The organism is Heliophilum fasciatum (genome assembly GCF_004341395.1).
GTDB lineage: Bacteria > Bacillota > Desulfitobacteriia > Heliobacteriales > Heliobacteriaceae > Heliophilum > Heliophilum fasciatum.
The window spans coordinates 21,522-47,898 of record NZ_SLXT01000003.1 but is presented as its reverse complement, the minus strand read 5'-3'; the positions used below and the strand labels follow the sequence as shown (position 1 = coordinate 47,898).

Here is a 26,377-nt window from a genome sequence, read left to right as displayed (position 1 = left end):
TGGCTTGGCCATCGCTTTTTTTTTCACAAATTTATCTAAAAAAATCGGAACAACCGGGTATTAAGTTGACAAGTTTTGCAGGATTCCTTCGCTATAATGGTAAAAGATACCATTGTGCTAAGTTGGTGGCGAAAGCGAGGGACCCATGTGTGGGATGAACCGAAAGTGTACCCCTTTCGCAGGGTGGCCAGTGAAGGTGCCGCGGAGGGAGATTGGGTTAGACCAGAAAAGATGCCCGAAGCAAAGGGCGTAACCTGGCCATGGCCGACAGGAAAATTACTATCGAAGATCAAGCGGACGAAGGAAAAAGCGGCAGGGCTACGGCTCGCACCGATCACGATGCGGGCATCGATGAATATCCCGGCGATCGTCGTCACCTTTTTGGTCGGCCGGGCCGTGATGTTGGATGGCTTTTTTGTGGGTGGACCGGCGATTGTCATGGCTACGGCTTGGAAGCGGCCACAGATGTTGATGCCGACGCTGCTGCTTGTTTTATTGGCGTGGGCTTCCCGCTTGATCATTCCGGATATGGCTAGTGTAACGATCCAAGATCCGCTGGGGCCGACGATGTTGTCGCGGGTGCTGGCGATTGGCCTTTTGGCGTGGGTGGGCCGCTATGGGCACCGCGCCGATTGGAAGGCCTGGCAAGTCGGTGCCGTGACGGCCGCTGTGATTGCTTTGGTCGAGGGGAGCGCAGCGCTGGGCACGGCGGAACAGTTGTACCGCTTCATTTTTATCGGTTTTGAAAGCCTCCTGGCTGGATGGTTTGCCGTTGCTTTTGCCTGGGGGGAACAAGCGTGGCGTCGGGAACCGGGTCGGTGGCAGGGTAACGAAACGCTGGGTATCGCCGCGATTTGCTTACTGGTATTGCTCGGTATCCCGAACATCAGCATGGGTGAGATTACGCTGCTAGGTATCGCACTGCGCACCGTGATTTTGCTGGCGGCGTGGACAGGCGGTATCTACGGCGGTGTGATCAGCGGCGTGCTTGCCGGTTTTGTGCCGGTACTCGCTTCCTTACAGCCGCCAATCACGGTGGCTTTGATGGCACTGTCAGGATTGCTGGGCGGTTTGTTGCGGGGATGGGCCAAGATCGGTGTATTAATTGGGTTTATCCTCGGTCATGTGATCTTATCAGCCTATATGTTCAATGAGATCGCTGTCAAACAAGCTTTGATGGAGACGGTCATCGCCGGAACGATGTTTTTCTTCTGGCCTGTGGCGATGCTGCGCAAGGTACGTGCCGGCGTAAGCAGCGATGTTCGTAGCGAAACGGCCTCAGCGGCAGCGCAAATCAAACAAGCCATCTTGCCGCGATTGAACGAAATGAGTTCCCTTTTCGGTCAACTGGCGCAGACCTTTGAAGAAGTGACGGAAGCCGGTGAAGGACCGGGCAAAGAGCAAGTAGAAGCGCTTTTACTGCGGGCCTTGCAAGAACGGGTTTGTGCACCCTGTAGCAGTTGCGGTCTTTGCTGGGACCGTGATCAGGCACGAACAGAAGCCTATCTGCGTACCATCCTCGATCAAGTGCACGAAGAAGGCGCCGGCGCCATTAAAAAGCTCACACCGGAATTAACCCGACGGTGTACACGCTTAGGCGAAATGGCGGCTACCATCCAGTGCTTGTTGGAGACGTTCGCCGTGGACCGATACTGGCGTATGCGTATGCAGGAAAGCCGCGGACTGGTCAGTGCGCAATTTCGTGGATTATCGGCATGGATGGGCTCGCTGGTCAAAGAGGGTGAACGGTGGTTTGCTCCCGGTAAGATCGAGGACCAATTGCAAAACGCCTTGGCCGAGCACGGTGTGACGATACAGTCCATGCGTAAGGCCGATCCCTGGCGTGTGGTCGTCACGGGAACCGGCTGTGGCGGGGCGCAGCACTGTGCCAGTCAGATTGCGCCGGTGGCGGCGGATGTACTTGGTTCTCCTTTGATGGTTGGCAAAAGAAGCTGTCAGTTAGGTAAGCCTTGCTCGTTTACGTTAGTTGCACAGAAACCTTGGAAACTGGAAGTGGGCATGGCGCAAGCGGGCCGCCATGGCAATATGGTTTGCGGTGATACGGTACGGCAATGGCAAATATCGAGTCATCAGCAAGTTGTCGCCTTGTCCGACGGTGCCGGCGTGGGCGTACGGGCAGCTCGTGAAAGTGCCGCGACCTTATCGTTGCTGGAACACTTTTCGCGATCGGGCATTCCGGTCGACGAAGCCGTCCGTGCCGTCAATGCCATGATCGCCATGGCTACCGATGATGAATCTTTTGCCACTGTGGATATGGCGGTGATCGATCAAGCGACGTTGGAAACAGAAGTATTCAAACTCGGAGCAACGCAAAGTTACCTACGGCGGGGGCGCCGGGTGCAGGCATTACGAATTTCTTCGTTGCCCTTGGGAATTATGAAATCGATTGAAGTCGAATCGATCGTGGTGTCGTTGATGCAAGGTGATCGGTTGGTGTTGATCAGTGACGGTATTCTCGATGGCAAAAAGGCCGACGATGATTGGGTGGCTTCCTTCTTGGCCCGTGTGCCGGCAGAAGAGCCGCAGGCACTGGCCGATTTAATCTTAGCAGAGAGCCGTGCCACATCGCGCAGTCAAGGCGGCGATGATGCCACCGTCGTCGTGATCGCCGTGATGGAAACGCCGTTGCTGGAAGATGATGATCAAGACGATTGAGTTGGCCGGGGATTGGGGAAAATATCAGGCGAAGCAGCAGGGGAAAGATGGTCATTTGTAGAACAAAAAGATTTTGACGAGAAACCGATGGCGATTAGCCGGAGGAATAAGGTGAAAGAATTGCTCCAACGTTTTCATGACGCGATTGTGAACCATCAACTGCTGCTACCGGGAGAGCGGGTACTGCTTGCCGTATCGGGCGGCGTCGATTCGGTATGTTTGTTTTTATTGTTTCATCAACTGGCGCAGCAAAGGATGCCTGTCGCCTTCGGGATCGCCCATTTTCATCATGGGCTGCGCGGTGCCAGCGCCGATGAAGATGCGGCTTTTGTAGCGAAACTGGCAGCCGATGCCGGTGTGCCCTGCTGGGTCGAACAAGCCGACGAGGGATGGTGGCACCGCGAACAAGGGACCAAAATGGAAGCGGCGCGCCGTTTGCGCTATGCCTTTCTGGAACGGGTGGCCGATGAGGGAGCCTTTGATCGCATTGCCCTGGGGCATCATGCCGATGATCAAGCGGAAACGGTGGTGTTTCATCTGCTGCGCGGCACAGGATTGCGCGGTTTGACGGGGATGCCGGTCCGGCGAGGACGGCTGATCCGCCCCCTGCTCGGCTTTCGGCGCCAGGAAATCGAAACCTTTGTGCGTGAGAACGGTGGTACCTGGCGGGAAGATGAAAGCAATGTCAGCGATGACTATACGCGCAACCATCTGCGGCATCACTTGCTTCCGATGATGAGTCAGTATAACCCCAATCTGGTAGCGACGCTCCAGCGTATGGCTGACGTGTTGCGTGAAGAAGACCGGTGCATGCAGGAACTAGCGGAAGAGACGCAGCGATCGCTCCTGCAGGGCGACAGCTTAGACTGTGCCGGCTTGCTCGCTTTACCGGTAGCGCTACAGCGGCGCGTGCTGCGCAGCTTCTTGGAACGTCAAGCGGCGCAAGTTGACCTTCCTTATGTGGACTATGTATTGACGACGGACTTACTGCAAAGGCTACAACGGCAGTGTGGACAAGCAGGAGCTGTGGGTTCGGTGGGGAGGGGCGCGCTGGTGCTCTCTCGTGGGAAATTAACGGTTGCATCGATATGGCCGCCGCGAGCCAATGATTTTGCCTATCCGGTGCCACTTCCTTTGGGCGATGAACCGATGCGCTTGGAAGTTCCGGAAGCCGGAGGCGCGCTGATTGTCGAACGCTTGCCGGCAGCCCATTGGCAGCTCCAAGCGCAACCGCAGGAGCGCTTTGTTTTTTTTCTCGCGCCGGAGGCAGTCCGCGATGGAACGTTACTGTTACGCAGTCGCCGTTCCGGTGATCGTATCGCCTTAGGCAGCGGTAGCGGTCGAAAAAAAATCAAGGATCTCCTGATTGATGCGAAAGTACCTCGGCAAGCCCGCGACCAAATCCCCGTGCTGCTCTTCGATGATGAAGTGATCTGGGTGATTGGGCAGCGCAAAGACGGGCGCTATCGTCCAACGGCGAACAGCACCAGCGTTCTTTGCCTGCGTTGGCAAGGTGGGGAATCGATGGCAAAAATATTTGATAGCGAGTAATTCTTATGCTACAATGGAAATCACGGATTTATCGTTCCCCAGTCATCGCTAACTTGTTCACAGCGAGACGGGTAAGTTCAGCGGGAGGAGGTTACACGTGAGCCGCATCGTCAAAAACCTTGCCATATACATCCTCATTGTCCTGTTGGCCCTTTCCGTATTACGGGTCACACAGCGGCCCGAGGTAGTACAGGAGAAAGTATCGTACACACAATTCTATCAAATGCTGGTCAGCGATCAGGTTAAAGAATTAACCATGGTCACTGAGCGGGATCGCACCGATATTACCGGTGTGAAAAAAGATGGCACAAAGTTTGTCACTATTGGCCCCGTTGATAACAAGCGCGTGACCGATCTGGTGCTTGACAAACAAATTCCCTTTACTCAAGAACCGGCACCGGAGCCGCCATGGTGGACTTCGTTGCTTTCATCGTTATTGCCGATCGTGGTCTTGGTGGCGTTGTTCTTCTTTATGATGCAACAAACCCAGGGCGGTGGTTCGCGGGTTATGCAATTTGGCAAAAGCCGTGCTAAGTTGCATACCGATGACAAGAAAAAAGTCACCTTTGCTGATGTAGCCGGTGCGGATGAAGTCAAGGAAGAATTAGAAGAAGTCGTTGATTTTCTGAAGCATCCCAAACGTTTTGTTGAGCTCGGTGCCAAGATCCCCAAAGGCGTATTGCTTTTCGGACCGCCGGGCACAGGGAAAACCCTCGTAGCGCGTGCCGTCGCCGGAGAGGCTGGCGTGCCCTTTTTCAGCATTTCCGGCTCCGACTTTGTGGAGATGTTTGTCGGTGTTGGCGCGTCCCGGGTGCGCGATCTCTTTGAGCAAGCCAAAAAGAACTCCCCCTGTATCGTGTTTATTGATGAAATAGATGCCGTCGGACGCCAGCGTGGTGCCGGTCTCGGCGGCGGTCATGATGAGCGCGAACAGACATTGAACCAACTGCTGGTGGAAATGGACGGCTTCTCCGCCAATGAAGGGATCATCATTATCGCGGCCACAAACCGCCCGGACATTCTCGATCCGGCGTTGCTTCGCCCCGGTCGCTTTGACCGTCAAATCGTCGTCGATCGTCCCGATATCCGCGGACGTAAAGAAATTCTCGGTGTGCATGTCAAAGGAAAACCGCTTGACGATTCGGTCAACCTGGATGTGCTTTCACGGCGGACACCGGGTTTTACCGGCGCCGATCTGGCGAACCTGGTGAACGAAGCGGCCCTGTTGGCCGCACGGCGCAGCCAAAAACGCGTGACCATGCGTGAAATGGAAGAATCCATTGAGCGGGTCATCGCTGGTCCGGAGAAAAAATCCCGTGTGATCAGTGAATTTGAGAAAAAACTGGTCAGTTATCATGAAGCCGGCCATGCGCTGGTGGGCGGGCTTTTGGAGAACACCGATCCGGTCCATAAAATCTCCATCATTCCCCGTGGTCGTGCCGGCGGTTACACCTTGCTGCTGCCGGAAGAAGATCGCCATTACATGACCAAGTCGCAGATCCTTGATCAAGTGACGATGCTTTTGGCCGGACGTGTCGCCGAAGCGCTGGTTCTCAAGGAAGTATCGACAGGTGCATCGAACGACTTAGAGCGGGCCACCGATCTGGTACGCAAGATGATTACCGAGTTCGGTATGTCCGATGAAGTCGGTCCATTGACCTTCGGTCACAAGCAAGAAGCGGTCTTCTTGGGCCGCGATCTGGCGCGCGATCGTAATTACTCCGAAGCCGTAGCCTTCTCGATTGACAAAGAAGCACGGCGGATCATCGATGAGTGCTACGCTAAAGCCAAGCATAAACTGGAAAGCAACATGGATAAACTGCATCAATTAGCCGAAATGTTGATGGAGAAAGAAACCATTGAAGCGTCGGAATTTGCTGCACTGATGCAAAAAGAAGCGTAAATTACTGGGGTCACTCCCCGGTTAGAATCAATAAGTAAGGGGCGCAAATGATAACCATGGAAAGAACGTTTTTGATGCTCAAACCGGACGCAATACAACGGGGACTCATCGGCGAAGTCATCGCTCGACTGGAGAAAAAAGGTTTTCAACTGGTCGCCATGAAATTTCTCCGTTTGACTCGTGAAATGGCCGAAAAGCATTATGAAGAGCATGTTGGCAAACCCTTCTTCCCGGGCCTTGTCGACTACATTACTTCGGCACCGGTTGTGGCCATGTGCTGGCAAGGTAAAGATATCGTCACCGTCTCGCGGGATCTGATGGGCGCCACCAATCCGGCCAAAGCCGCGCCGGGAACAATCCGCGGTACCTTTGCTGTGGACATCGGACGGAACATTATCCACGGTTCGGACTCGCCGGCATCGGCTGAGCGGGAACTGGCGATTTATTTTGCTCCCGAGGATTTTGTTTCCTGGGAACGCAACAACCAACCTTGGATTACCGAATAAGCATTGGGTAAAGAGGCGTCTCAATAGAGGCGCCTCTTTTTCGTGAATGAAGTCGAAGGCGATTGATTTAAAGATCAATGAATAAAAAATCTATGATGTGGCGTCAGCTTGTGGTAGACTTATATTGATTACGGTCTATTAGCTAAAGATAAGCAAACAATTATGCGGAGGGATTTCCGATGATCGACGCGATTCAAGCGCATCAAGGCCAGGTGAATGTTGTCCTCAGTGGCAGTTTAACGATTAATGATGCTGGTGATCTGCGTGAAAAATTATTGGCTCAGATTGAAAAAGGCAACGCCCGTTTTGTTATCGATGTAAGTTTGCTTAATTTTATTGACAGCGCCGGTTTAGGTGTCCTGGTAACGATTCATAAGCGAGCCCGTCAGATGCAAGGCGGCGTAACCATGAAGGGCTTGCAAGGTGTACCCAAAGAAGTTATGGAATTAACCCGCTTGATTAAAGTTTTTGACATGGCCTAAAACAAGTATCGGCTACTTGTTTTTAATCTGTCGATCTTCGTCAACGATTTTCGTCAAGATCATCATTACCGAGTATCGACAATCAGGTCTACATAGGCAAGGAGCGAAGGGATGAACCGCTACTACCGTATATGGCGAATAACCAGCATGTTTTTCAGTTTCATGGTACGGGTATGGTGGTATAAGAAACGCGAAGCCCGCCTGGGCCAGAAGGCAATGGAAGAACAATGGTCGGCGCTTTTTCACCGTATGGCCTTGCGCTTTTGCCAGACGTCTACGGAAATGGGCGGTCTGCTGATCAAAACAGGTCAGTTTTTTGCCACCCGTGTAGATATCTTGCCGAAAGCGATCACAGAGGAGTTAAATACCTTACAAGACGCTGTACCGGCGGCACCGTTCGAACATATTAAACAGACGATCGAAGCAGAATTTGGCAGGCCATTGCTCCAGGTATTTCCCCAGATCGAGGAACAGGCACTGGCGGCGGCATCGCTAGGACAGGTTCACCGAGCTTGGTTACCGTCGGGGGAAAAGGTCGCTGTCAAAGTTCTTCGGCCAAACATCAATGAGATCATCCAAGCGGATTTTGATGCGATTCATCTGACCATGTGGTTTGCCAAAAAACTGACCGACATTGAAAAGCAAATGGATCTCGATGCGATCTACCGGGAAATGCGGCAGACCTTTGGCGATGAATTGGATTATCGCTTAGAAGCCGGCTATGCGGATCGTTTTCGTGCGTTGATCGCCGGCAAACCAGGGCTGGCTGTACCGCTGATTTATCACGATTATTCCACAAGTCGGGTACTGACGATGGAATTTATCGAAGGACGACGCATCGATGATCTGGATTTTTTGGAAGAAAACCAGATCGACCGGCGCGAATTGGCCAAACGCTTGATGCAGGCGTACTTGGATCAGGTGATCGTTTTTGGTTTTTATCACGCCGATCCGCACCAGGGCAATCTTTATGTTCAGGCAGATGGCACACTGGTCTTTCTTGACTTTGGTATGGTCGGTGAATTAACATCCGGTACTAAGGAAAACATAAAAGACATGCTTTTTGCGCTGTTACAGCGCGACAGTGAACAATTGGTCAATACGTTGAACGCCTTGGGCTTTTTGCGGCCCAATGCCAACCGCAACTTGATTCGCCGGGCGATGGAGTTTTTCTTTCAGTTTCATTCACCGGAACAGCTGAAAGAACTGGAACAGACCAAAAACCTCGGTCCCTTAGCTGCTGATTTGCGTGAACTGGTCTATGATCAACCGATCCAGATTCCCGCTTATTTGATCTTTGTTGGGCGCGCCGTAGCGACAGTGACCGGTGTGGCGATTGCACTGGATCCACAGATCGATGCCAATGTAGCCGCACCGTATTTACAAAAGTTGCTCAGCAATGAAGATGGTACCATCGGCCAAGAAGTTTGGCGCCGGGCCAAGGATTACGGCAACACACTCATTGGTCTACCGGGCTTGATGTCGCGTACATTAAAAAAAGCCGATCTTGGGGAAATTTATGTTCGCGTCGACAACCTGGGCGATATTCAACGAGCACTGCAGTTTCAGCCGCAATTGGTTAATCGGGTTACCTTAGCGATCATGGTCGCGGCGATGGCGATTTGCACAACGATATTTTATACGCAGCATTTTTATTTTGAGGCCAACTGGACGGGCGGGCTGGGGATTTTCTTTACTTTGATGTTGATGTGGCAATCATCCCGGCGTCCCCATAATACTAACCAGCCCATTCATCGCAATGGACCCTTTTAGGACGGAAAGGAGGGAAAACAATGAGTGAATCCCGTACAGCAGACGCGGAAAATGCAGAGGGAAAAGAAAAAACGGGGTCGTGGGGTCCTTGGGAATTTTCTATCAAGGAAACTGAAGAAGGCTTCATGATCAACGTTAAAGGCGATGTCGAGCGCATGCGCGCACGGCGGGAAGCCATCGAGGCGTTCAAAGAATTTGAGCGCAAAGCCCGCAAAGCCGGTTTTGTGCATCCGCTCGTTCATTTTTTTGCAGCCAAACGTGATGAAAAGTAATTCATTATTTTCATTTGCACTTATTTTAAAGCACCGCAGTTGATGCGATGCTTTTTTTTTACAAAAGGGGGGCTATCGCGATGATTTTTGCTGTAACCGGTGGCACCGGTTTTATCGGACGCTCCTTGGTGAAACGGTTAGAGGCGTTGGGTCATGAGGTGCGCTTGGTGGTGCGCCGTGACCGGAGCGGCAGCAAGACGATCGTCTTACCCCAGAACGGCGGTGAACTTGATCCGGCAAGCTTTGCCGATATCGATGGTGTGATCAACTTAGCCGGTGAAAGTATCGGTCAAGGACGATGGACGCCGGAGCGCAAGGCGCAGTTGGTGGCCAGTCGTGTTGGTGTGACGGGGCAATTGGCTCGTGCACTAGCCAAAGCCCAAGAGCAGGGCGCTCGGATTCCGAAGGTTTGGATCAATGCCTCCGGGACGGGGTACTATGGCGTCCATCGGGACAAAGTGTTTACCGAAGCCGATGGTGTGGGCCAAGGCTTTTTGGCCGATCTGTGTTTGCGCTGGGAAGCGGGAGCCCGGCAAAACGAAAATTTGGGCCTACGGGTTGTGATTTTGCGCTTTGGTGTGGTCCTTGCCCCGGGTGGCGGCGCACTGGCGCAAATGGCAATTCCCTTTAAGATCGGTGTCGGTGGTTCGATCGGCAGCGGACGACAATGGATGTCTTGGATCCATCGCGACGATCTGATTACGATGATTGAACGGGCGATCAGCGATGAACAAATGGTTGGTGCTTATAATGCCTGCAGCCCCCAGCCGGTGACGATGGAGCAAATGATGAATGCCTTGGGCAAAGCGATCGGTACTCCTTCGTGGACGCGCTTGCCTGCTTTTGTCGCACGCATTGCCTTGGGTGAGATGGCCGATGAGATGCTGCTTGAGGGACAGCGCTGTGTGCCGGAACGCTACTTGGCTTTAGGCGGTCAATTTCGCTATCCTGACGTCGCGGAGGCGCTGCGCCAGATCTATCGCTGAGTTAACGTCGAAGGGTGCTACGCCAGATCGATCGTGGACGTCAAAGACCGCGTTGCACCAGATCGATCGTTAAGCGCTGCGCCTGATGACTGACCGCCCCCTGGCCGACCGTGCAGCAGGGAATTTCCCGTGATCGGCGAATACTGATTCCAGAAAACAAGTGGGAAAGTGAAAGGAGCTAAAAACGTTGAAAACGGATATTCAGATTGCCCAGGAAGCAACCTTATGGCCCGTTACGAAGATCGCGGAACAGTTGGCGATTCCCACGGAAGAGATCGAACTTTACGGTCAAAATAAGGCCAAGATCTCTCTGTCTGCCTTCAAGCGGTTACAGGATCGTCCCAACGGCAAGCTGATCTTGGTGACGGCCATTAACCCCACACCGGCCGGCGAAGGAAAAACGACCACAACGGTGGGCTTGGGCGATGCGATGAAGCAATTAGGGAAAAAGGTGGTCATTGCGCTGCGTGAGCCGTCCTTAGGTCCCAGCTTCGGTGTCAAAGGCGGCGCAGCCGGCGGCGGTTATGCCCAGGTTGTACCGATGGAAGACATCAATTTACATTTTACCGGTGATTTTCATGCGATCACATCGGCCCATAATTTGCTGGCGGCCATGCTGGACAACTCGCTGCAGCAAGGGAACCCGTTGAATATCGATCCCCGGCAAGTGGTGTTCCGGCGCGTCGTCGATTTAAATGACCGGGCACTGCGCAAGATCATCATGGGTCTCGGCGGCCGAACGGAAGGTGTCCCGCGGGAATCCGGTTTTGACATTACGGTCGCATCGGAACTGATGGCGATTCTATGCTTGGCGCAGAACCTGACCGATCTGAAGGAACGCTTTGCCAAGATCGTTGTTGCCTACACCTACGAAGGCAAACCGGTGACGGCGGCCGATCTGGAAGCCCACGGCGCCATGACCGTGTTGATGAAAGATGCGATCAAGCCGAACTTGGTGCAAACGTTGGAACATACGCCGGCCATCTTGCATGGCGGTCCCTTTGCCAACATCGCCCACGGCTGTAATTCGGTCATCGCGACGCGCATGGCCATGAAGTTAGGCGATTATTGCATCACCGAGGCCGGCTTCGGCGCCGATCTGGGTGCTGAAAAATTCTATAATCTGAAGTGCCGCTTGGCTGGATTGCAGCCCGATTGCACGGTGATTGTGGCCACCGTACGGGCACTGAAATCACACGGCGGAGTGGCTAAAGGCGAACTGAACCAAGAAAATCTGGCAGCACTGGAAAAGGGCTTTGGTAATCTGGAAAAACACATCGAGAACATGGCCAAGTTCGGTGTACCGGCTGTTGTTGCCATCAACGCTTTTCCGACGGACACGGAAGCGGAACTGGCTTGGGTCGAGGAGCGCTGCCGGGTCTTAGGTGTGCCGGTTGCCTTATCGGAAGTCTGGGCTAAAGGTGGCGCCGGCGGTCTTGATCTGGCCAAGAAAGTTGTGGAAACGATCGAAACAAAACCGGCGGCTTTTCAAGTGCTTTATCCGGATGAAGTGTCATTGCAGGAAAAAATCGCCACGGTGGTCCGGGAAGTGTATGGTGGCGTCGGAGTGAGCTACACGCCGGAAGCGCGCAAACAAATGGACCGCTTTGGCGAACTGGGGTATGGGCATTTACCGGTTTGTATGGCCAAGACGCAATATTCCCTGTCCGATAACCCAGCCCTGATCGGCCGTCCCGAAGGGTTTACGGTGCAAGTGCGCGAAGTGCGCTTGTCGGCCGGCGCCGGCTTCTTTGTGGCCATTACCGGGGCGATTATGACGATGCCGGGCTTGCCGAAACGTCCGGCTGCTTGTTCAATTGATATTGATGAGGACGGTAAAATCGTCGGTTTATTTTAAGGCAAAGTGCTGAGAATAGCACGTCCGGGTCTGGTGACGGGTCTGGGAACGGGGCTGGTAGACGGGGGATGGATGGCCTGGAGCGGGTGAACCGAATTCTTGAACATGCTTTTTTTCAACAATGTATGGAGCAAAACCAGCGCTGGGAGCAGGAGCGCCTCTATTGCCGGCATGATCTGGCCCATGTGCTGGATGTGGCACGCATCGCTTATGGAATGGTCTTGGAGTATGTTTGTGGACTACCGGCCAAAAAGCCGCCGCTGGAAAGCTATGAGGCATGGGTGGACGCACTGCAGGTGGGAACGGCCAAGGAGCCGAAGCCGGCGGCGGAGTTAAAGTATGTCAAAGAAATCGTCTATGCGGCAGCGCTGCTTCATGACATGGGGAAATGGCGCCAGTACGCTACCGGTGAGGATCATGCCCTTGTCGGTGGCCAACTGTGCCAAGGCGTTCTGGCGGATTGCGGTTTTACGAGCGCAGAAATCGCCGTGATTGCGGCGGCGATCGAAGAGCACCGGCATAAGGGAAAACGGTTGAGCACGCGGTTTTTGGGCCGCATTTTGGCGCTGGCTGATTTTTACTCGCGCCGTTGCTTTGATTGTCCGTCGATGGAAGGCTGTAAATGGGCCGATCGTAAAGCCGGGCAGTTAATTTATTGAGCGATAAGAAGGTGGAATCATGAGCCCGGTGCAAGTGATTGAAATATATGATCGAGATGGTGTGCGTAACGCCTTAGAGGCGATCGGTTGTGATCCGGCAGGGACGGCGGTGATGAACAACAAAGGGGTTCACCGGTTGCTCCGGTTAGGACCGTTGACGCCGCAAGCGGCCAATCTGCTTAAACAGGAGATGCTGGCCAAAGGTGGCGATTGTGCGCTCCATAAAAATACTTGTGCTTTTTCGGTGGAGTCTACCGATGCGTTGCTGATGGGCACACTGCGGCAGTTCGAGCGGGTCTGTCAAACGCTGCGCCGCCAGCCGTTTGGATTGGCGGAAGTGGGCCAGCGCATCGAGCAGGTGCTGCGCCAGTATGACCGGGCTTGTTCGCGAAGCAAGGCCGCCCAGGTGCTGGACTGTCGGGGCAAGTCGCTGGTGCTGGGCCGGCAAACGCGGATCATGGGGATCTTGAATTTGACGCCGGATAGTTTTTCCGATGGCGGATCCTATCCGACGGTGCGCGATGCACTTTTGCGCATGGAGGCCATGGTGGCCGAGGGCGCTGATGTGATCGATATCGGTGCGGAGTCCACGCGGCCCCATCATCGCCCCCTGTCGGCGGAAGAGGAAATGGAACGGCTGTTACCTTTTTTACGGGAACTGGTGGTCAATTGTCCTGTGCCGGTTTCCGTCGATACCTATAAAGCCAAAACGGCCAAGTGGGCCTTGGAAGCGGGCGCCCATATCATCAATGATATCTGGGGCTTGCAGTATGACGACGAAATGGCGGCCGTAGCGGCCCATTACGGCGCGCCGGTCGTGGTGATGCACAATCGCCGGGAACGGGAAGCGGGCGATGTGATGCGCGCGATCCTGGCCTTTTTTGATCATAGTGTGCAGCGTGCCATCGATGCCGGCTTGCCGGAAGAAGCGATCATCTTGGATCCCGGCGTCGGTTTTGGCAAGACCCATGAGGAAAACTTGGCGGTGCTCGATCGCTTGGGTGAACTGCGCGTCATGGGCAAGCCGGTGCTGCTGGGCGCTTCCCGGAAGTCCGTCATTGGCAATACGCTTGATTTGCCTGTCGAGCAGCGCTTAGAAGGAACGCTGGCCACAACGGCCCTGGCTGCGGCCCGGGGTGTCGATCTGGTCCGGGTCCATGATGTGCAAGCGAACCGGCGGGTGGCGACGATGATCGATGCGATCGTGCGCACCGGGGCGAAGGACGAGCCCATGGGCGTCGGCACGCAGGATGAGGCCATGAACGCCGGAGGGGGCGACCGATGAGCCGGCGCGTACCGGAGGGTGATCGGATCGGGCTTTATGGCCTGCGTTTTTACGGCTATCACGGTGCCTTGCCGGAAGAAGCCGTCTTAGGACAACCCTTTGATGTTGATGCCGAGTTATTTTTGGATCTGGCACCGGCGGGGCGGCAAGATGCAGTGACGGCTACCGTCCATTACGGTGAAGTTTATGCACGGATGCACGCGATGGTGGAAACAAAGCGCTATCAAACGATTGAAGCGCTGGCGGAAGCGCTGGCCGCAGCCGTGCTTGAAGATTTTCCGCTGGTCGAAGCGATTCGTTTGCGCGTGGAAAAACCGAAGGCGCCGGTCCCGGGAATTTTCCGGGCGATGGCGGTGGAGATTGTGCGCTATCGCCAACCGCAACCGGAGCCGACGGAGCAAACGGTGGCCATTGCCCTGGGCAGCAACCTCGGTGACCGGGTGGCGACGCTGGCCGAGGCGCTCACGTGCTTAGCGACCATGCCGGGGCTGACGCTTTTGGCCCATTCGTCGTGGTATGAAACGGCGCCGGTCGGCGCGGTCCCCCAAGGCGCTTTTCTCAATGGTGTGGCGTTGTTCCGGACAAGCTGGTCGCCCTGGCGGTTGTTGGTGACGTTGCAAGCGGTGGAGCAGCAGTTTGGGCGCCAGCGGGAAGTCAAGTGGGGGCCGCGTACGCTCGATCTGGATATTCTCTTCGTCGGTGATCAAGTGATCGACGCGCCGGGATTGCAGGTACCCCACCCGGAGATCGGTCGGCGCGCCTTTGTGCTGGTACCGTTGGCCGAAGTGGCTCCCGATTGGGTCTTTCCCGATGGGCGCACGACCAGGGAACTCCTGCAGGCGCTGGACGAGCACCGAGATCATTTCGACGTAGTCTTGCATATTGAGCGTAAGTCGATTAGAATAGATGCGTTGACCCATGGCGATGGGTCCGGTGAGTGCTGCTCGGTCAGCGCCATCGAGACCGCTGATCGCGAAGGTCATCATTGATCAATTGATACCCGGTATGGCTAAGCCAAACCGCTTGGATCCTGCGGGACCGAGACGGCGTCGGGGAAAGAATGGATGGATTTAACCTCCTTCTGCTTCGTCGCGTCCATCAAGGATGAAGAACAGAGGGAGGTTTTGTTATGCTTTTATTGACGTCGATCGAAGACATGGTGGCCTGGACCAGGGCAACGCGCCGGGAAGGGCTGTCGATCGGTTTGGTGCCCACGATGGGCTATTTGCACGAAGGACACTTGACGTTGATGCGCACGGCCAAAGCGGCTTGCGATCGGGTGGTCGTCAGTATTTTTGTTAATCCGATGCAGTTTGGTGTGGGTGAGGACTTTGAAGAATACCCACGGGATTTGTCGCGCGATCAAGCGCTGGCGGCTTCCGTCGGTGTCGATGTGATTTTTGCGCCAACGGTGCGCGGCATGTACCCTAACGGTTTTGCCAGTGCGGTCGAAGTACAGGGCCTGACCGACGGGCTTTGCGGCGCGGCCCGGCCCGGCCATTTTCGCGGGGTCACAACGGTGGTCTGTAAGCTTTTGAATATCGTCGCACCGGATAACGCTTATTTTGGGCAAAAGGACGCCCAGCAAGTGGCCGTGATTCGGCGGATGGTGCTGGATCTAAATATGCTCTTAACCGTCGTTACGGTGCCGATTGTGCGTGAAGCCGACGGGCTGGCTTTGTCGTCACGCAATGTCTACTTGTCGCCGGAGGACCGCCAAGCGGCATTGGTGCTGTTCCGGGCGCTGACGGCAGCGCAAGCGGCGGTGGAAGCCGGAGAGCGCGATGCGACGGTGCTACGCAGGCTGATGATCGAGCTCATCGCCCAGGAGCCGCGGGCAGAAGTGGATTATGTAGCGATCGTGGATAACTTGAACTTGCAGCCGCTGGAGAAGCTCGAAGGCGCCTGTTTGCTGGCGCTGGCGGTGCGTTTTGGCAAAACACGGTTGATTGATAACTTGGTCGTGGAGGTGTAGGTATGCTGCGTTTCATGCATAAGTCGAAAATTCACCGGGCAACGGTGACCGAAGCCAATTTGCAGTACGTTGGTTCGATTACCATTGATGCGGATTTGATGGCGGCGGCTGATATCTGGGAGAATGAGAAGGTACAAGTCGTCAACAATAACAATGGGGCGCGGCTGGAAACCTATGTAATTCCCGGTAAACCGGGTTCCGGCGTGATCTGTCTCAACGGAGCGGCGGCTCGCTTAGTTCAGCCCGGTGACAGTGTAATCATCATCTCCTATGCCATGATGGAAGAAGAAAAAGCGCGCACTTATCGCCCGCAGGTCGTTTTTGTTGATGATCAAAATCGCATCATTCAGCAGGTACAACAAGAAAAAGCCGGCACTTGCGGTCCGTCGACACATTAAAACGCCTTTTCTTGACAATGGGGAACGCACTGGATAGAATGACTGCAGATTGATCATAAGTAGAGAAAGTCCCGGCGAAAATCGTCGATGGGACGACGTAATAGAGAATCCGCCAAAGGATATATGGGGGCGGCATAAGGGGAAGGGGAGGCTTACGTGGGCGCACAAGGGACAGATGTCGAGACAATAGCGCGACTGACAGCAGAAATTAACCAGTTGAAGAAGGAACGTCGGGCGGTCCTGCTTGCGCACGTGTATCAGCGTCCGGAGGTTCAAGAAGTAGCCGATTTTACCGGTGATTCCTTACAACTGGCGCAGCAGGCTGCGAAGACCGATGCCGATGTGATCGTCTTTTGCGGTGTTCATTTTATGGCCGAATCGGCAGCGATTCTAGCACCGGAAAAAACAGTGCTGCTGCCGGATCAACATGCCGGGTGCCCCATGGCCGACATGGTGACGGCGGAAGCACTGGTACAAAAGAAAAAAGCAATGCCCGACGCGGTCGTGGTGGCCTATGTCAATACGTCTGCGGCCGTCAAAGCCGAATGCGACATTTGCTGCACCTCGTCCAATGCGCTCAAGGTGGTGGCTTCCTTGCCGGAGGATCGGCCGATTCTTTTCTTGCCGGATCGCAATCTCGGTGATTGGGTGATGAAGCGTACGGGACGAGCGATGACACTTTGGCCGGGCTACTGCAATACCCACGATCGTTTAACCGTAGCGGAAGTGCAAGCCGCGCGGGAAGCCCATCCGGAAGCCGAACTGCTTGTTCATCCGGAATGCCAACCGGAAGTGGTCGCCATGGCTGATTTTGTTGCATCGACAACCGGTTTGATCAATTATGCGGTACAATCGCCTAAGGATTCCTTTATCGTGGCCACCGAAGCCGGTGTGCTGCACCCGTTGACCACGCAAGCGCCGCATAAGCATTTTTATATGGCCAGTTCCAAATTGATCTGCCCGAATATGAAAATGACGACGCTGGAGAAGATCCTTTGGTCACTACAGGATATGGAGCCACGCATCACCGTGGATGCACCGATCCGGGAAAAAGCGTTGGCTTCGCTGGAGCGTATGCTGGCGCTGGCTTAAGGCTCTGCCGGGAAAAAGAAGTTGAAGTGGACAGGGCAACAGCAGCTGTCGGTGCTCTACCGGTAGCTGTTCTTGCATTTAAGGAGGCTTTTCCGTGCGTACGCGTTATTTGTTTCCCTTTACCCCGGCGGAACTGCCGGAATACCGGGCCGAGTTTCTGATCATCGGCAGCGGGATTGCCGGCTTGTATACGGCGCTGAAAGCGGCCAAGTTTGGCCATGTAACCCTTTTGACGAAGCGCCGTGTGGGTGATTCCAATACGGAGTATGCCCAAGGCGGGATTGCCGCGGCCATCGACAGCGCCGACTCGCCAAGTTTGCATCTGAAAGACACGCTGGAGGCCGGTGCCGGTCTCAATGAAGTGGACGCCGTGCAGGTGCTGGTCAATGAAGGGCCGAGCCGGGTGGAAGAATTAATCGAGTTGGGTACACAGTTTGATACGATTGAAGGGGAACTGGCGCTGACGCGGGAGGGAGCTCATTCGCGCCGGCGTATTTTGCATGCCAGCGGTGATGCGACAGGAGAAGAAATTCGGCGTGCTGTCTGGGAAGCCTGCGTGACTCATGACCGGATCCGTGTGTATGAAAATACGCAATTGGTCGATCTTTTGCGTAATCGCGACGGTGAGTGCTGCGGTGTGCTGGCTTGCCATGAGGAGCGGGGCCTCCACGTGTTCAAAGCGGCGGTGACGATTGTCTCGACCGGCGGTGCCGCGCAGCTTTATAAATACTCGACCAATCCCGATGTCACCACCGGTGACGGGATTGCAGCGGCATTCCGGGCGGGTGCGGAGGTCATGGATCTGGAGTTTGTCCAGTTTCATCCGACGGCCCTCACGAAAGAGGGAGCGCCGCCTTTTTTGATCTCCGAAGCGGTTCGTGGCGAAGGGGGGCTACTCCTCAACGGGCGAGGACAGCGCTTTATGCCTAAGTATCACAAGCTGGCCGAATTGGCGCCGCGCGATGTGGTGGCGCTGGCCATCTGGCAGGAGATGGACGATGCCGGCGCCGCTTCGGTCTTTCTGGATGTAAGCCATCTTAAGGGAGAATCCTTTGCAAAGCGGTTCCCGAATATCTATCGCAACTGTCAGGCTTATGGCATTGATGTGCCGAACGAACCGATTCCGGTGGCGCCGGCGGCCCACTATTTGATGGGCGGTGTGCGAACCGATATCTGGGGACGGACGAATATTCCCCGCTTGTTTGTTTGCGGGGAAGCGGCATGCAACGGTGTGCATGGCGCTAATCGCCTGGCGTCCAATTCGCTGCTGGAGGGGTTGGTCTTTGGTGCGCGGATTGTGGAATCGGGGCGGCCCTGGCTGGATGTGGCGATGGATGAAACGATCGATCATGGTCCGCTGGGGATGACATCGGTCTTTGCGGGGTTACCTTCCGGGGCGAATCCGGCCAGTGCCCAGAAGATTGCCGAAGCGATTCAACATATCATGTGGGAACGGGTCGGCTTGTGGCGTTCGGAAGAAGAGTTAGCGTCGGCTGCTTTTGATCTGGAACGTGTCGCGATCAAAGAGGCCGAGCAAGGCAGTTTGATCCGGGCGCTGGAAGCGGCAAACATGCTTTTATTGGGTAAGTTGACGGCCTGCTCGGCGCTTTTACGTACGGAAAGCCGAGGCGGCCATTACCGTGTGGATGTTCCCGCATCTCGGGATATCTGGCTGCGGCATATTATTCATGCGGTCTAAGGAACGGAGGAAAGCACCATGGAGATGAGCAAAGTCGAATGGTTTTATCCGCAGGTGCGGAAAATCGTTGCCCAGGCGCTGGCCGAAGACGTCGGTTCCGGCGACATTACGGCCATGAGCACGGTGCCGGCGGAAGCGACGACGCGCGGGATTATCCATGCCAAGGAAACGGGCATACTGGCGGGGATTGATGTGGCGGCGCTGGTTTTTGAACTGATGGATCGGCAACTGCGCTTTACGGCCCATAAAAAAGACGGTGAGCCCCTACGGCGCGGTGACGTCATCGCCGAGGTCACCGGCAGTGCCCGATCCGTATTGACGGCCGAGCGGGTGGCGCTGAACTTTTTACAGCACCTGTCGGGCATTGCGACCAAGACGGCCCGTTGTGCCGAAAAGCTGACCTACTATCCGGCGCATATCGTCGATACGCGCAAGACCATTCCGGGACTGCGGGTGCTGGAAAAGTACGCCGTTCGTGTGGGCGGCGGCCGCAATCACCGCTTTGGCCTTTATGATGCGGTGTTGATCAAAGATAACCATATCCGCTTGGCCGGCGGCATCGCCCAGGCCGTTTCCCAGGCACGGCATTATGCACCGCATACGGCCAAAATTGAAGTGGAAGTGGAAGATCTTCAGCAGGTGGCGCAAGCGTTGGAAGCCAATGCCGATATTATCATGCTCGATAATATGCCCCTGGAAATGATGCGGGAAGCGGTCCAGATCATTAACGGTGCTGCCCTGGTGGAAGCGTCGGGCGGTGTGACGGAAGAAAATCTCGTCGATATCGCCAAGACCGGCGTTGATTTTATCTCGATGGGTGCCCTGACGCACAGTGCCCGGGCACTCGATATCAGTTTGGACGTGGAAGTTATGAAGCGAGGAAGCAGTGATGGCGCGAACACAGATCCTGGCGGCCATTAAAAATGCCCCGAGTTATATATCCGGTGAGGAACTGAGCCGCCAACTGCAGATCAGCCGGTCGGCGGTATGGAAGCATGTGGTGGCACTGCGTCAAGAGGGTTATGAAATCGAAGCCCATACGCGCTTAGGCTACCGCTTGCGCAGTGCGTCGCCGCGCCTATTGGCGAGCGAAGTGCTGCCCCGATTGACGACGAAGCGCCTGGGGCAAAACTATCATTTTTTTGCCTCGCTGCCGTCAACGAACCGCACGGCCAAGGAACTGGCGCGCCAAGGCGCACCGGAAGGTACGCTGGTGGTGGCCGAGGAACAAACGGCAGGGCGCGGCCGGCTGGGCCGGGCCTGGGTATCACCGCGTAATTGCGGGATTTACCTGTCCCTGGTGCTACGGCCGGCAGTCCCCCTGGGGATGGCGGCGCAGGTGACGCTGTTGACATCGGTCAGTTACTGCCGGGCGATTGAGCAGGTTACGGGGCTGAAACCGATGATCAAATGGCCCAATGATGTACTCCTGTCCGGGAAAAAGATTTGCGGGATCTTGACGGAAGTTCATGCGGAGATGGAAGCCGTCAATTATCTGATTGTCGGCATCGGGATGAACGTCAATCATCAAGGGGCCGATTTTCCGGAAGAAGTTCGGCCAGTGGCGACGTCACTGGCGCTGGAAGCGGGCAAAACCGTGGACAGCACCCAATTGTTGCTGGCCTTTCTGGCCTGTCTGGAAGCCGACTATGACCGCTGGCTCAGCGATGGCTTTGGGAGCATCCGGGAGCAATGGCTGGCGCGAGCCGCCGGGTTAGGACGACCCGTGCAGATCGTCGCCGGTCAACGGCAATGGCAAGGGCGCCTGGCGTCGATCGACGAAGAAGGCGCGCTTTTAGTTACTGATACCGATGGTGCTACCCACCGGGTGTACAGCGGGGAAGTGAGCATTCGTCCGGAAGGGGGGACCGGTTATGATTTTGGCGATTGATGTAGGCAATACCACCACCCACCTGGGGATCTATCGCATGGATGGAGCGGCACCGGTACTGCTGCATCACTGGAGCATCTCAACTGACCGGGCGCGGACGTCCGATGAATATGCGATTTTACTGCGGAGTTTGTTTTTGGTCGACGGTATTGAGCCGAAGATGCTGCGTGGGGTGATCGCCGCTTGTGTGGTGCCGCCGATGATTCCGACGCTGGAGCGGATGTGCCGCTCCTTGCTGGCGATGGAGCCGCTTTTGGTACGGCCGGGGGTGCGTACGGGGATGCCGGTGCAGATCGAAAATCCCCATGAAGTCGGTGCCGATCGGATTGTCAATGCGGTGGCGGCCTATGCCCGCTATGGCGGCCCGCTGATCATCGTCGATTTTGGTACGGCCACCAGCTACTGTGTGATTTCTGCGCAGGGAGTCTATCTGGGCGGAGCGATTGCACCGGGCGTAACGGTCGCTACGGAAGCGCTTTTTGCCAAAGCGGCTAAACTGCCCCGCATTGAGATCGTCAAACCGGCCCGGGTGATCGGGAAAAATACGGTAGCGGCGATGCAGTCGGGCATTGTCTACGGTTTTGCCGGTCAGGTGGAAGGGATCGTGGAACGGCTCAAAGCGGAGATCGGTGAACCGACGCGGGTGATCGCTACGGGTGAAATGGCGCCTTTAATCGCGCCGCTGGCGCCGGTGATTGATCAGGTCGAACTGCTTTTGGCGCTGGAAGGATTAGCGATCATCTACCAGCGTGCGACAGCGATAAAGTGAGGGTATGACGGTGAATTTTGAGCAGGAAACTGTGGTGTCGCCGAGCCGGAACGAAGCCTGTTCATGGCCGGAGCCGGCGCCGCTGAAGATTGGGCCTTATCGGTGGGATGTGCCGCTGATCAGTGCGCCCATGGCCGGTGTGACCGATCGGGCGTTTCGGTCCGTTTTAAAAGATCACCGCTGTCCGCTCGTCGTGACGGAGATGCTTTCCGATAAGGCACTTACCTATGCCAACCAGCATACGTTGGATTTAATGGATATCGGCGGCGAGCCGCGGCCGATTGTGGTGCAGATCTTTGGCTCAGAACCGCCGGTGATGGCAGAAGCGGCGCGGATCGTGGAAGCGGCCGGCGCTTCGATCATCGACATCAATATGGGCTGTCCGGCGCCGAAGATTATCCGCAATGGGGAAGGTTCGGCCCTGCTCAAAGAGCCGGAGCGGGCCGTGGCGATTGCCGAAGCGGTCGTGAAAGCAGTGCAGGTGCCAGTGACCGTCAAGATGCGTACGGGCTGGTCGAGCCATCAGATCGTGGCACCGACGCTGGCACCGATGCTGGAAGCGGTCGGCGTACAAGCGCTGACGGTGCACGGCCGGACGCGGGAAATGTTCTATACCGGTACGGCCGATTGGGAACGGATTGCGCAGGTGGTTCAGGCTGTCCATATCCCGGTCATCGGCAACGGTGATGTGTGGGAACCGGTCGATGCGGCCCATCTCCTGGCGGCCACCGGCTGTGCTGGTGTGATGATCGGCCGCGGGGCACTAGGGAATCCCTGGATCTTCTCGCGGTTGATGCGTTGGGCTAACGAAGGGACACTGCCGCCGCCGCCAACGGCCGCAGAACGGATCGACCAGGCGCTGGAACACTTGCGGCGTAAGGTGGCCGATAAAGGCGAAGATCGCGCTGTGCGGGAAATGCGTGCCCACCTGGCTTGGTACTTAAAAGGCTTGCGTGGGGCGTCGCGCTTGCGGCTGGAAGTGAACCGGGTAACGCAAGTGGCCCAGGTGGAGCGGTTATTTCAGGAATATCTAGAACAGTAAAGGCCGGTCAAGGACCGGTTTTTTTTATTGATCAAAGGGATGGACGGTGAAGGGTGTGCAGTATATACGTCAAGGAACGACACAGTTTCAAAAAGCCAACTTGGCTTTATTTGCCGGGGGATTCGTCAACTTTGCCATCCTTTACTGTGTGCAACCGCTGCTGCCGGAATTTACGGAAGAGTTTCTGGTTTCGCCGACGACGGCATCGCTGGCGGTGTCACTGACGACAGCGGTCATGGCCGTTTTTATGCTGATCGTCGGTTCGCTTTCCGAAGCATGGGGCCGTAAGCCGGTGATGACAGCAACCTTGGTCACGTCTTCGCTGCTGATCATTGCGACCGCACTGGCGCCGACTTTTGAGGCGCTGCTGGTCTGGCGCATGCTTCTGGGCATGGTCTTGGCCGGGCTGCCGGCGATCGCCATGGCCTACTTGGGCGAAGAGATGGAACCAACCAGTTTGGGCCTGGCCATGGGGATGTACATCAGCGGCAACTCGATCGGCGGGATGGCCGGGCGGTTTATCGTTGGGTTGCTTACCGATCTGGGCTCTTGGCGCTGGGCACTGGCGTTAATCGGGGTACTTAGTTTGCTGGCGAGTTTGTACTTTTGGCGGACCTTGCCGGCGTCGCGCAATTTCCGGCCCCGACCGCTGGCGCTCGCGGCGCTGGGTCGTTCCATGGCGGAGCACCTGAAAGATCGCCAGATGGTGCGTCTGTTTGCGACAGGCTTTTTGCTGATGGGCAGCTTTGTTACGCTGTTTAATTATATTGGCTTTGTCTTGATCGCACCGCCCTATGAACTGCGACCGGCCTGGGTCGGCGGCATTTTTATCGTCTATACCGTGGGCACCGTGAGCTCGACCTGGATGGGACAACTCGCCGGGCGCTTCCGGCGGCGGGCCGTGTTGTGGTGGGGGTTGCTGATTGTCGGTGTCGGCGCCTTCGGGACGCTGGCGGCGCCACTGCTTTTCAAGATCATCGGGCTGGCTGTGTTTACCTTTGGCTTTTTTGGTGCCCATTCGATTGCCAGCAGTTGGGTGGGACTGCTGGCTCGTCATGACCGGGCACAAGCATCGGGGCTGTACTTGTTCTTCTATTATACCGGCGCCGGTGTGGCCGGAACGCTGGGCGGTTTGCTTTGGTCGTGGTACGGTTGGCCGGGCATTGTCTGGATGATTGTTGGTTTTATGGTGGTCGCGATGGTCTTGACACGGACACTGGCCAAGGAGAAGAAAACGGCGCTATCGTGATGGTTATATCCAAAAAAATCTAAAAGGATTGATTTCTGGAGAAGGCGTTACTCTTCATAATTAAATATTTTGCGTTAAAATGAAGAAGGAAAAGAGCGAAAAATGCCGAAAAGATTACGAGTAAAAGTAGGTCGATTTCTGTAAAAAATTATAAAATGCGAAAATAATGACGGGAAACCTGTTTTGTTGATGTCCAACATGGATGTGGTCTCAATTCGTTGCTGTTAGGAGGTGCTGGTAGATGGGCAAACTACGGGTAAGTCTCATCGCGTTGGCGATTGCGATCGTGGCCGCTTTGGCTATGCTTGTTAATGTGATCCCTGTACCGGCAGTGGCAGTGACGGATGGATTCCATATTACCTTCGGCGGTAGTAAAAAGCCGGTAACGACTGAAGGCGCTGATGTAACCATGCTCAGCTTTAAGGATTGGCCCCGTGGATTTGTGAAACGTACACGGGATTTTTCCGGTGGCGTCTATGATGGGCAAGCGATCTGGATGATTCCCAATGATGCCGATCAGGTCGTTAAAATGGATCGCATCAGCGGGGAGATGACGGGATATCGCCAGTGGCCGGCCGGGTTTACCAAGGGGTTGACGGCCTTTATCGGCGGGGTTTTTGACGGACAGCATATCTGGATGATTCCGGCCAATGCCGATCAGGTGATCAACATTGACAAAGACAGCGGCGTGATGACTGGATTCAACAATTGGCCCGCCGGATTCACCAAAGATGTCGGTGCCTTTGCCGGGGGCGTTTTTGACGGGCAATCGATCTGGATGATCCCTTATGGTACCGATCAGGTGGTGAAAATCGATAAAGATACCGGTATCATGACCGGATACAGTGCGTGGCCCGCCGGGTTTGAAAAAGGCGAGTATGGCTTTATTGGTGGGGCTTTTGACGGACAACATATTTGGATGATTCCGGCCAATGCCAATATGGTCGTCAAGATTGATAAAGACAGTGGGACGATGACCGGGTATAACCGTTGGCCGAGCGGATTAACGCCAGGGACGATTGCCTTTTCCGGTGGTGTTTTTGACGGTCAGTATATCTGGATGATTCCCTGTCGGGCCAATCAAGTCGTTAAAATTGATATCAACAGCGGTGCCATGATTGGTTACAAGGGCTGGCCCGACGGATTTGACAAGGAAATCAGTTCGTTTATGGGCGGCGTTTATGACGGGGAAAGCATCTGGATGATTCCGCTTAATGCCGACAGTGTGATCCAGATTGACAAAGACACCGGGATTATGAAGCGTCACGAACAATGGCCCAGCGGTTATAAACAAACCAGCATGGCCTTTTATGGCGGCGTCTTTGATGGACGGAATGTCTGGATGATCCCTGGTGATGCCAATGCCGTGATCAAGTTTGCATCGGACTATCGAAGTTATAAAGTGATCTATCATGGCAACGGCCATACCGGCGGCAGTGTGCCCTGGGACGATCGACGGTACGAGCCCGGTACTGATGTGGTTGTCCGTGGCAACAGCGGCGATCTGGAAAAAGAGGGCTACCGATTTGCCGGGTGGAACACAAACATGGATGGCACCGGAACGTCCTATCGGGCCGATGAAGAGATGCGGGTGGGTGTCGGCGATACGATGCTTTATGCCCAGTGGACAGAGGCACCGGGCGCTACCAGTCGTTCGTCCGTCGCTGCCGTGACAACGGCCCGTAGCGAAAATAAAGCGGCTTCCGTCGAGTCGGTGCGCAGCCCTGCTGGGAAAACCCGTAGCGTAAGTAGTCAAAAGAAAACAGCAACGGCTGTCGGCAATCCAACCAATCACGGTGGCAAACCGCAGAAACCGGTGGCCGCAACGGGCATGAAAACCGGCGTAACTAACCGTGCGATAAGCAACGGCACCCCTTTGCCCTTGGCTAGTTCAGCACCAAGCGCTTCTGCGGGGACCGCTACTGTTCGCGACGCTGCGCAAACCAAGACGTCTGATCGGGCCGAACTGCGTCTTCGCCATTCCTATACGGATACGGCTGCCGTGGAAGCGGCAGCGCCACCACCACCGCCACCGGCTCGTGAAAATCTTCCTGCCAGTGATCCGACGGCATGGAACAAGTTAAGTGCGGGCTCAAGCCATGAGCAAGTACTTCCCGGCGGTGGACGTTCTGCGGAACAACCAAAACAAAGCGCTTCGGATCAAAGAGCTTTGATGAATAGATCGGTACCTGTTGGTGCTGCGCTTCCGGGGACAACGGCAGCGAGAGCGCCGGAGATCGCTCCATAGACCGATAAGCCGCTTCAGCGCAGAAAAAATCACCGAAGCGAATGATGGGCCAATCGAACGGTA

Annotated in this window: 22 protein-coding genes; all 22 read left to right on the top strand. The window is 55.4% G+C overall.

The window, feature by feature from the left end:
- Positions 1-96: 96 nt before the first annotated feature.
- The 22 genes from EDD73_RS01935 (at position 97) to EDD73_RS01830 (ending at position 26,314) form a co-directional block, all read left to right on the top strand.
- Positions 97-2,676 carry a SpoIIE family protein phosphatase gene (locus EDD73_RS01935; RefSeq protein ID WP_131918012.1) on the top strand — a complete coding sequence of 860 codons (2,580 nt, stop codon included), beginning with the start codon at positions 97-99 and terminating at the stop codon, positions 2,674-2,676.
- 111 nt (positions 2,677-2,787) lie between these two features.
- Positions 2,788-4,227, top strand: coding sequence for a tRNA lysidine(34) synthetase TilS (gene tilS, locus EDD73_RS01930; RefSeq protein WP_165876262.1), 1,440 nt, complete (start codon positions 2,788-2,790; stop codon positions 4,225-4,227).
- 97 nt (positions 4,228-4,324) lie between these two features.
- Entirely contained in the window at positions 4,325-6,130 is a 1,806-nt protein-coding gene (gene ftsH / locus EDD73_RS01925) for an ATP-dependent zinc metalloprotease FtsH (RefSeq protein WP_131918010.1), read from the top strand.
- A 56-nt stretch (positions 6,131-6,186) separates the two neighbouring features.
- Positions 6,187-6,636, top strand: coding sequence for a nucleoside-diphosphate kinase (gene ndk / locus EDD73_RS01920; RefSeq protein WP_131918009.1), 450 nt, complete (start codon positions 6,187-6,189; stop codon positions 6,634-6,636).
- 179 nt (positions 6,637-6,815) lie between these two features.
- The gene (locus tag EDD73_RS01915) at positions 6,816-7,118 is read left to right on the top strand and encodes an STAS domain-containing protein (protein WP_131918008.1); all 303 of its coding nucleotides are present in this window, start codon (positions 6,816-6,818) and stop codon (positions 7,116-7,118) included.
- Between the two features lie 111 nt (positions 7,119-7,229).
- Positions 7,230-8,891 (top strand): ABC1 kinase family protein, encoded by a 1,662-nt coding sequence (locus EDD73_RS01910; protein ID WP_131918007.1) that lies wholly within the window; start codon positions 7,230-7,232, stop codon positions 8,889-8,891.
- A gap of 20 nt (positions 8,892-8,911) precedes the next feature.
- Positions 8,912-9,163 carry a hypothetical protein gene (locus tag EDD73_RS01905; RefSeq protein ID WP_131918006.1) on the top strand — a complete coding sequence of 84 codons (252 nt, stop codon included), beginning with the start codon at positions 8,912-8,914 and terminating at the stop codon, positions 9,161-9,163.
- An 80-nt stretch (positions 9,164-9,243) separates the two neighbouring features.
- Positions 9,244-10,149 (top strand): TIGR01777 family oxidoreductase, encoded by a 906-nt coding sequence (locus tag EDD73_RS01900; protein ID WP_165876261.1) that lies wholly within the window; start codon positions 9,244-9,246, stop codon positions 10,147-10,149.
- A gap of 187 nt (positions 10,150-10,336) precedes the next feature.
- Positions 10,337-12,007, top strand: a complete 1,671-nt coding sequence (locus EDD73_RS01895) for a formate--tetrahydrofolate ligase (RefSeq protein ID WP_131918004.1) — start codon at positions 10,337-10,339, stop codon at positions 12,005-12,007.
- Positions 12,008-12,093: 86 nt separating this feature from the next.
- The gene (locus EDD73_RS01890; protein ID WP_165876260.1) at positions 12,094-12,666 is read left to right on the top strand and encodes an HD domain-containing protein; all 573 of its coding nucleotides are present in this window, start codon (positions 12,094-12,096) and stop codon (positions 12,664-12,666) included.
- Between the two features lie 19 nt (positions 12,667-12,685).
- Positions 12,686-13,951, top strand: a complete 1,266-nt coding sequence (folP, locus tag EDD73_RS01885) for a dihydropteroate synthase (RefSeq protein WP_131918002.1) — start codon at positions 12,686-12,688, stop codon at positions 13,949-13,951.
- Positions 13,948-14,940 (top strand): 2-amino-4-hydroxy-6-hydroxymethyldihydropteridine diphosphokinase, encoded by a 993-nt coding sequence (folK, locus tag EDD73_RS01880; protein ID WP_131918001.1) that lies wholly within the window; start codon positions 13,948-13,950, stop codon positions 14,938-14,940. Before folP ends, folK begins: the two co-directional genes overlap by 4 nt.
- 140 nt (positions 14,941-15,080) lie before the next feature.
- Entirely contained in the window at positions 15,081-15,926 is an 846-nt protein-coding gene (gene panC, locus EDD73_RS01875; RefSeq protein WP_131918000.1) for a pantoate--beta-alanine ligase, read from the top strand.
- A 2-nt stretch (positions 15,927-15,928) separates the two neighbouring features.
- Positions 15,929-16,324 (top strand): aspartate 1-decarboxylase, encoded by a 396-nt coding sequence (gene panD / locus EDD73_RS01870; protein ID WP_131917999.1) that lies wholly within the window; start codon positions 15,929-15,931, stop codon positions 16,322-16,324.
- A gap of 156 nt (positions 16,325-16,480) precedes the next feature.
- Complete coding sequence (nadA, locus tag EDD73_RS01865; protein ID WP_131917998.1) at positions 16,481-17,416, top strand: quinolinate synthase NadA; 936 nt, start codon at positions 16,481-16,483, stop codon at positions 17,414-17,416.
- 94 nt (positions 17,417-17,510) lie between these two features.
- Positions 17,511-19,115 carry an L-aspartate oxidase gene (gene nadB / locus EDD73_RS01860; protein ID WP_131917997.1) on the top strand — a complete coding sequence of 535 codons (1,605 nt, stop codon included), beginning with the start codon at positions 17,511-17,513 and terminating at the stop codon, positions 19,113-19,115.
- An 18-nt stretch (positions 19,116-19,133) separates the two neighbouring features.
- Positions 19,134-20,036: a carboxylating nicotinate-nucleotide diphosphorylase gene (gene nadC, locus EDD73_RS01855; RefSeq protein WP_131917996.1), complete on the top strand. Its 903-nt coding sequence runs from the start codon at positions 19,134-19,136 to the stop codon at positions 20,034-20,036.
- The gene (locus EDD73_RS01850) at positions 20,005-21,006 is read left to right on the top strand and encodes a biotin--[acetyl-CoA-carboxylase] ligase (protein ID WP_131917995.1); all 1,002 of its coding nucleotides are present in this window, start codon (positions 20,005-20,007) and stop codon (positions 21,004-21,006) included. The genes nadC and EDD73_RS01850 overlap by 32 nt, the downstream gene beginning before the upstream one ends.
- Complete coding sequence (locus EDD73_RS01845; protein WP_131917994.1) at positions 20,990-21,775, top strand: type III pantothenate kinase; 786 nt, start codon at positions 20,990-20,992, stop codon at positions 21,773-21,775. The genes EDD73_RS01850 and EDD73_RS01845 overlap by 17 nt, the downstream gene beginning before the upstream one ends.
- Positions 21,776-21,785: 10 nt before the next feature.
- Positions 21,786-22,817 (top strand): tRNA dihydrouridine synthase DusB, encoded by a 1,032-nt coding sequence (gene dusB / locus EDD73_RS01840; RefSeq protein WP_243116760.1) that lies wholly within the window; start codon positions 21,786-21,788, stop codon positions 22,815-22,817.
- Between the two features lie 55 nt (positions 22,818-22,872).
- Positions 22,873-24,066 carry an MFS transporter gene (locus EDD73_RS01835; protein WP_131917992.1) on the top strand — a complete coding sequence of 398 codons (1,194 nt, stop codon included), beginning with the start codon at positions 22,873-22,875 and terminating at the stop codon, positions 24,064-24,066.
- Between the two features lie 241 nt (positions 24,067-24,307).
- Complete coding sequence (locus EDD73_RS01830) at positions 24,308-26,314, top strand: InlB B-repeat-containing protein (protein WP_131917991.1); 2,007 nt, start codon at positions 24,308-24,310, stop codon at positions 26,312-26,314.
- The last annotated feature ends 63 nt before the right edge of the window (positions 26,315-26,377 follow it).